Below are 5,219 nucleotides of genomic sequence, written 5' to 3'. Positions count from 1 at the left end.
CTACCCCCCGAAGCCCGCCTGCGCCGCGAACTGCAGGAGCGGCTGGCAGGACTGCTGTATGGCTGGGGGTACGAGCCGGTGGAGTTACCTGCGCTGGAAGTCTACGATCCCCAGCACCCCCTGGCGGAGCGCTCGTTCAAGCTGGTGGACAAGTCCGGCGAGGTGCTGGCGTTGCGCTCGGAGTTCACCACAGCGGTGGCCGGGCTTTTGCGCAGCAACGGTCGGCTTACCTCTGGTCAGCCAGAGCGAATGCAGTATGCCGGAACCCTCTGGCTGCGGGAGGCCAATGCGGAGTTGGGTCGAAGCCGCGAGTTTAGCCAGGTGGGGGCCGAGCTGATTGGGGTCTCGAGCCCCCAGGCCGATGCCGAGGTGCTGGAACTGGCCTGGGAGGCATTGCGGCTGATTGGTTTTTCCGAGGCCAAAATTGAAGTGGGGCTGCCCGCGCTGGTGCGGGATTTGCTGGATTCGACAGGTTTATCGGAGGTGCAGCAAGAGCTGTTGCGCCAGGCCATCCACCGCAAAAACAGCCCCGAACTGGGTTCTTTGCTGAAGGAGTACCAGGTTCATCCCGGTTTGCAACAAGCGATTCTGGCCCTACCCGACCTTTATGGGGGGCGTGGGGTGTTGGAGGAAGCCCGCAAGCTGCCGCTGGCGGGCCGCGCTCAGGCTGGTCTGGACTGGCTCGAGGCCGTCCTGGCCCTGCTGCCCGAGGTGCCCCTGCTCCTCGACCTGGGCCGGGCCCGGCTCCTGACCTTTTACACCGGTCTCAATTTCCAGGCCTACACCCCCGACTTTGGCCTGCCCCTGCTGGGCGGGGGCCGCTACGATGGGGCCATGCTGCCCTATGCGGCGGGTTTTGCCCTGGGGTTGGAGCGGGTGATCGAGGCCCTGCGTCCGCCCTTTTCCGCCACACCCCCCGAGGTACTGGCGCTGGATCGGGCCATGGCCCGACGCCTGCGGGCTGAAGGCAGGCGGGTCGAGCTGGCCTGGACGACTGACCTGAAAGATTTGCGCGAATATGCCCTGGAAAAGGGCATCCGCTGGCTGGCGCGGGAAGGGAGGCTCGAGGAAGTACAGACGTAAAAAAGCACTCCCACCAGGGGGAGTGCCCGCTAAAGTCAGGTTTAGAGCCCAGGGGCCTGAATCTGACCTACCTGCACCAGCATCCAGCGCAACCCCACCGCCCCGGCCAGGCCCAGCCCAGCCGCCAGGCGCGGGTTGCGGAACAGTACCAGCGCAACCGCCACCAGCACCCCGGCTGTCGCGTAGACCAGCAGCCCTTCGCGCATGAAGTGTTCTCGAGCTTCGCCCTGCAGGGTGAGGGGGTAGGCCACTAGCAAGGCCACTGTTACCGCTGCGGCCATGACCTCCCAGCGCCTGGCCCAGGCACTGCCTAACAGCATCGCAACCGCCAGCACCATCAGCAGGGCGGTGACTGGGAAGATGACCAGCATCATCTCATTCCACACCGGGCGGTTTTCGTTGACCACCAGGGCGATACCGGGGTAGGCCAGCGCAACCAGGCCGCCCACCAGCATGACTGTGCCCAGCAACATCTCGGGGATGCGCTTTAGCAGCGGCACCCAGGTCTTGAGCAGGATAAGCCCTACTGACGCAAGGGCAGAGGAGAGGCCCCAGGTGCCCCACCAGATGGGGGCCCTCGGCTCAAAGCTGAGGAAAAGCCAGAACTGGCTGAAGTACCACCGGGCCGACGAGCCCGCCCAGAGCACAAACATATCCAGCAGGATGAAGAGGCCGGCCAGCCACAGGTACCGGTTGCGGTCGGGATGCTGGCGCAGGGTCAGGATAGCCGCCAGCACGGCCATACCGCCGGCCAGCCCCACCAGCACGTAGTGAAGCGTTTTTAGCCCGGTCCAGAAGGGCTCGGTGTTGGGGATGCCGTAGAAGAACTCGCTCATAATTGTGCCTCCTTACGGGTGAGTCCCTGCTTGGAGGGCGGGTTGACATAGATGACTTTGGGTTTGAGGCCCAGTTCGGGGCGCAGCACATGGCCCTGCCCTGCGGCCTGGATGGCCTTGTTGATATCACTATCTGGATCGTCGAGGTCGCCAAACACTCGAGCGTAAGTGGGGCAGGTGGTTACGCAGGCCGGCTCCTCGTTTCTGGCCAGACGGTGGGCGCAGAAGGTGCACTTCTCAACGTAGCCAGCCTTGCTAATGAAGCGGGCATCGTAGGGGCAGGCCGCCACACAGGCCGAGCAGGCGATGCACTTGTGGTAGTCCACCAGCACCAGGCCCTCTTCGTTCTGGTAGGTCGCGCCGGTGGGGCAGACCGGGACACAGGGCGGGTTCTCGCAGTGGGCGCACTGCTCGGGGCGGTACTCCACGGTCAGGTTGGGAAAGGTGCCCATCTCGCGTTCGCGAATCCACAGCCTCGAACCACCGACAGGCACTTCATTTTCCATCTTGCAGGCCACCGAACAGGCTGCACAGCCCACGCAGGCCTTAAGGTCAATTAGCATTGCCAGGCGCGCCATACTAACCCCTCCTCTCGCGGATGATCTGGACTACGCTCCTGAGCCTGGGACGCGGAGCCTTTTCCAGTCTGACAAAGTTGTTACGTAAACCAGCTCCGCCGGAGATCCTGTCCAGGGTGTAATGGTTCTGGAGATGGGCATCGCAGGCCCCCCGCCCGTAAGCCAGGCTCAACCCCTTGCCCTTGTGCCCAAAACCGTGGGTAATGTATACCGCGTCTTTACGTATGCGCTCTGTAACCCGAACCGGCAGTGGCCCTTCGCGCATTCCGTCGGGATTGATCATGAATGCCCAGTCGCCCCGCTTGAAGCCCAGCCGCGCTGCCTCTTCGGTGTTGAGCCAGACTGCATTGGTAGATTCCTGCTCCATTAGCACGGGGTTGTTCTGGGTACGGGCAAAAGTATGTACGGGGCTGCGGCCATACAGTAGTCGGTAATAGCCCTGGGGTACGGGCTGGGGTTCCTCGTACTTTGGCAAGGGGTCAAAACCAGCTGCTGCAAAGGCTTCAGAGTAGATTTCAATCTTGCCGGATGTAGTGTTGAAGGGCAGGCGACCCTCTTTTTCCCAGTCGGTAAGCCAGGGTCGGCCGCGCTGCACCATAGTACCCATCTGGCGCATGGTCTCGAGGTCAAGCCCAACCGACATAAGCCTGGTATTGAGGTATTCTTCGAAAGTTTGCCAGGGGAAGAACTGCTCGAGGCCGATCCGCTTGCCCAGTTCTCTGGCAATCCACCAACCAGGCTTGGTATCCCAGAGCGGTTCGTGTGCTGGGAAGCGGGCCTGTACGAAGGGGGTTTTGTGGGCAACCGTGACGAAATCGTCGTAGCGCTCGAGGAAGGTAGCCTCGGGCAGGATCACATCGGCCCACATCACGTGCTCCTTGGGCAGCACGTCAATGGCCACGTATAAGTCGAGGTTCTTTATCGCCTCCCTGGTGCGCGGCACATTGGGAATGGTATGAAACATGCTGATCCCGTAGGCAAACAGGCCCCTGATGGGATAGGGCTTGCCGGTGATCATGGGCTCGATCAGCTCCTGGATCGCGGTGGACTGGGCAAAGAACTTACCAGCATCAGCGCGGGGTCTAAAACCCTCGGGCTGCTCAGTGACGGCGGCAGGGCCGGCACATCCACCTGCGGCTGGCACCAGGGGCAGCGGGGGTGTGGGGAAGGCCTCGAGGAAGGGCGGCATGGCAATATAAAAGCCGCCCTCGCGTCCGTAGTTGCCCAGCAACACGTTGAGAATATACGAAGCCCGCATGCGCTGGGTATCGTTACCATACCAGACCGTGTGCCGAGTGGGAGGCAGGATGGCCCTGGGCTTTTGTGCTGCCATCTCGCGAGCTACATCGCGAATCACTCCGGCTGGGATCTCGGTGATCTGCTCCGCCCACTCGGGGGTGAAGTCTTTGACATGCGGGATCAGTTTGTCCATGCCCAGGGTGTACTTCTCTACATATTCGCGGTCGTAGAGGTTTTCACTTACCAGTACATGAATCCAGGCCAGTAACAGGGCGGTGTCTGTACCAGGCTTGATCGGCAGCCACCGATCGGCCTTAGCAGCAGCAGTTGAGAATCGTGGATCAACTACTACTAACTTGGCCCCGTTTTTCCGGGCCTCACTGAACTCCTGCAACTGGGTGTTGTGGGTATCTTCACCAATATGGTGCCCGATCAAGACAATGTACTTGCTGTTGGGCCAGTCAATGGGCTCGTGCCCGCCAATGGCTCGGCCAAAGGTGTACTGTGCGGCCACCTCGCGCGGGGCGGTGCAGAGCGAGACCGAAGGCTTGGCCGCATTGGGGCTGCCCCAGGCCGCAGGCAGAAAGTCCACAAACCAGAAATCGCCGGTTCCGTGCCCAAAGAAAGCGATACTCTCGGTACCGTGGCTCTCCTTCAGAGCCAGCATTTTTTTGGCGATATAGTCCAGGGCCTCTTCCCAGCTGGCCTCACGGTACTGGCCCGAGCCTCGCTCAGAGCCCTCCACCCGGATCAAGGGTTTTTTCAACCGGTCAGGGTCATAGGTCTGGGCAGGCGCGCCCTGTCCCCGCGGGCAGAGCATACCCCGGCTTTTGGGGTTTTCTTTGTAGCCATCAGCTTTGTAGACCCGGTTTCCCACCACACTGACCTTGACACCACAGCGCCAGAAGCAGTTCTCACAGATGGAATAGACGGTTTTGACCTCTTTGTGGTACCAGGGGCTGGCCTTGGCCCGGTTGGACATTACAGCCACGCCGCCCACCCCCATCGCACCTACGGCAGCAGCCGATAGCTTGATAAAGCTACGCCTTTGTAGTTTCACGCTTCACCTCTTCTAAAACTTGAAGTAAAAACCCCGCAACACTGCTGTAGAAACGGGTGGTGTCTGCTTCCTGCAGGGCTGGGGTATAGCGCTTGAGCCAGGGGTATAAATACTCCAGGGCCAGGCTTTGGGCTAACGCCGGCTTGGTCTCGAGCAGAGCCATGGCCTCGCCTACCACGGCCAGGTGGTCGGGCAGATCGCGCCAGTCGGGAGAGGTCTCGAGGCCGGCGGTCTGGTAGAGCTCGAGCAGACGATCAAAACCATCCCCGAACAGCTTTTCGTCCAGGGCCATCCCCACATAGGGGGGGCAGGGCAGTCCAGCCGGATTGGTTACGAACAGACGGGTATAGGTGGTCTGCAGATCAATCATTTCAGCCCGAGGAAGCTCAGGTGGCGTCAGACCCTTTATCTCGGCCATTTCTG

5 protein-coding genes are annotated in these 5,219 nt (G+C 61.3%); 1 reads left to right on the top strand and 4 read right to left on the bottom strand.

From position 1 onward, the window contains the following. Positions 1 to 1,083 (top strand): ATP phosphoribosyltransferase regulatory subunit (locus tag Q0288_RS11300; protein ID WP_299430458.1); only part of this gene is annotated, 1,083 nt, incomplete at its 5' end. A gap of 41 nt (positions 1,084 to 1,124) precedes the next feature. On the opposite strand, the gene Q0288_RS11295 is transcribed toward Q0288_RS11300, so the two are convergent. The 4 genes from Q0288_RS11295 to Q0288_RS11280 all read right to left on the bottom strand — a co-directional run. Then, positions 1,125 to 1,919 (bottom strand): hypothetical protein, encoded by a 795-nt coding sequence (locus tag Q0288_RS11295; RefSeq protein ID WP_299430456.1) that lies wholly within the window; start codon positions 1,917 to 1,919, stop codon positions 1,125 to 1,127. Beyond that, on the bottom strand, positions 1,916 to 2,497 hold the full coding sequence (locus Q0288_RS11290) for a 4Fe-4S dicluster domain-containing protein (RefSeq protein ID WP_299430454.1): 582 nt from the start codon (positions 2,495 to 2,497) through the stop codon (positions 1,916 to 1,918). Before Q0288_RS11290 ends, Q0288_RS11295 begins: the two co-directional genes overlap by 4 nt. 1 nt (position 2,498) lies before the next feature. Next, positions 2,499 to 4,796, bottom strand: a complete 2,298-nt coding sequence (locus Q0288_RS11285; protein ID WP_299430452.1) for a molybdopterin-dependent oxidoreductase — start codon at positions 4,794 to 4,796, stop codon at positions 2,499 to 2,501. Further along, positions 4,777 to 5,219, bottom strand: a 443-nt coding sequence (locus tag Q0288_RS11280; protein WP_299430450.1) for a molecular chaperone TorD family protein, incomplete at its 5' end; no start/stop codon positions are given. The genes Q0288_RS11280 and Q0288_RS11285, both read right to left, overlap by 20 nt.

The sequence above is a fragment of the uncultured Meiothermus sp. genome (assembly GCF_937863175.1).
Lineage (GTDB): Bacteria > Deinococcota > Deinococci > Deinococcales > Thermaceae > Meiothermus.
This window is presented reverse-complemented; position numbering and strand designations above follow the sequence as displayed.

Coding starts and splice junctions, on each gene's coding strand:
- Q0288_RS11295 (WP_299430456.1), bottom strand. CDS start 1,919: ATGAGCGAGTTCTTCTACGGCATCCCCAACACCGAGCCCTTCTGGACC.
- Q0288_RS11290 (WP_299430454.1), bottom strand. CDS start 2,497: ATGGCGCGCCTGGCAATGCTAATTGACCTTAAGGCCTGCGTGGGCTGT.